Source organism: Mesorhizobium sp. P3_A9, from assembly GCF_056402975.1.
This window is the reverse complement of sequence record NZ_JBFUGJ010000617.1, coordinates 1-1,936: the sequence shown is the minus strand read 5'-3', so window position 1 is coordinate 1,936 and position 1,936 is coordinate 1. Positions and strand designations below refer to the sequence as shown.

Sequence of the window (1,936 nt, the reverse complement as noted above, 5' to 3'; positions counted from 1 at the left end):
GGCGAAATCGGCGAAATCCACATCGGCAAGATCGAAAAGAAGGGCCGTGAAAACAGGCGCTTCCGCATTCGCTTCGGCCCGATGCCGGCGGTTTGACGTCAGACAGCACTCGGCTTTCTGTAGTTGCTCAGGCGATCCTGAGACACCTTACGCAAGGTGGCGGAAACTGGAAAGTGGTCGCTCCACCCACGCTTCGATCTGCTCGGTGACAAACTTGGCTGCCTGATGGTGGATAAAGTGACCGGCGCCGGGCAGCGCCACCAGTGCGGTCACGTTATCGACCTCGCGAAAGGTCCCATCGAAAGCGCTGACCGGAACATAGGGATCGTCGGTGCCAAACAGCACCAAGGTCGGCGCCTTGACGAGTGGCAGTTGCCCCAGGCTCGGCACCTTGCCGAGCGGTATGTTAGCCCTGTAGTAGCCCAACATTGCTTCCGGACTGGATCGCCTGAGCGAGTCTGTCAGCGCCTGCCGGTCCTGCGGATCTGCGACCCAGGTGGCGAGCTCGTCGATGTCCAGCATCTGGGCTGCGCCCGGAGCCTGAAAGTGGCGTATGTATGCGATGATCTCGGCATTGGCAGGATCGGCAATGGAGTTCAGATGATTGCGCGGGTGCGGCGTCGAAAGCAGGACCAGATGGCGCACGACTTGCGGCGCGCGTATAGCCAACCACCACGCAATGATGCCGCCCCAGTCGTGGCCGACAATCGCGGCCTGGGTCAGCTTCTCCGCTGCAAGAACGGCCAGCACGTCGTTGACCAGGTCTGTCAGCACGTAGTTGCCATAACCTTGCGGCGCATCGCTTTGCCCAAAACCCCGCAGGTCGGGCGCGATCACGCGGTAGCGGCCGCAAAGCGCTTCCATCTGCCGACGCCAGCCCATCCCGTGATCCGGAAAGCCGTGCAGAAAMACAATCGGCGGGCCTGAGCCCGCCGCCGTGTAGTGCAGTTTGACCGTGCCGTTTACGGCAAACTTGGATTCAAACGCCACTTCCCGTTCAGTCAATTGCAATCCATTCGACGCTGCAGTCCGAACCGAGTAGCCCGGACGGCTGGGCTACATCTTGACTTCGAGGCGCAGGAACGGCCCGTTGAACGTTTGGCTGCTTTTTTCGGAGAACTCAAGCAGGTTGTGCCACTGCTCGACCCGGTAGCCCGCAGTGAACGTCGTGTTGTCCCACGGCCTGAAGGTCACGCCACCGGAAAGGTCGATATTCGTTACAACCTCGCTGGAATGCTGGCTAATGCTGGCACTCTGAGTTTGATCGACCGGATCGCCGGGGGCTGGGGTCGGATCGTGCTCGGTTGCGGTGAAGCTGAGCTTGTCAGTCCGGCGGCCCCACATGGCCGAGCCAGAAACCGCCCCTGTCAGACCCCATGTCTCACCCAACGGATAATAGACTTCAGCCCCGACGCGCGGGCCGATGCCGTAGAATTCGGACGAACCAAGCTTGTCGACGCTGCCAGCCTTATCCGTCGCCGGATCAGTCGGCGTAATGCCCTCGTGGAGATCCAGCTTTTCTTTCGAGTGCAGCAAGCGCAGGCCGCCGAAGAAGCGGATATCGGCGCTTTGTGCCTGGACGTGCTTGCCGATGTCGAAGTCCAGCGTCTGGAAATTGTAGCTGTTGCCGAACGACAGGTCGACGGCACCGCTACCTGTTGGGACATTAAAACTGAAGTCGTTGTCCTGTCCGGCATGGATGGCGCCAGCAAGCCGCCAGTCGACATCCGGAGAAATCGCTTTGGTCAGAGCGACCGACCCATAGAGATCACCAAAGCCGTTGTTTTCACCCAATTTGTCGGTGGTGTCACCAAGCTTGTCGACGTTGGACTGATAGACTGCGCCTTCGAAGGCAATCTTGATGCGGGAATCGACCACTGCCGGATCGATCACCTGCGCATCGGCGGCATGGGCCGCAACCACACCAACAGATGTC

General features: G+C 60.1%; 2 protein-coding genes and 1 pseudogene. 1 reads left to right on the top strand and 2 read right to left on the bottom strand.

All coding sequences use genetic code 11. The annotated features are described in order from the left end of the window. Window positions 1-96 (top strand): annotated as a pseudogene (locus AC1DX0_RS35270) (alanyl-tRNA editing protein); the annotation flags it as partial. 51 nt (window positions 97-147) lie between these two features. Here AC1DX0_RS35270 and AC1DX0_RS35265 read toward each other — a convergent pair. Further along, on the bottom strand, window positions 148-1,005 hold the full coding sequence (locus AC1DX0_RS35265; RefSeq protein ID WP_477220662.1) for an alpha/beta fold hydrolase: 858 nt from the start codon (window positions 1,003-1,005) through the stop codon (window positions 148-150). Window positions 1,006-1,056: 51 nt separating this feature from the next. After that, window positions 1,057-1,936: Lpg1974 family pore-forming outer membrane protein (locus tag AC1DX0_RS35260; protein ID WP_477359056.1), on the bottom strand; the 880-nt coding region annotated here is incomplete at its 5' end.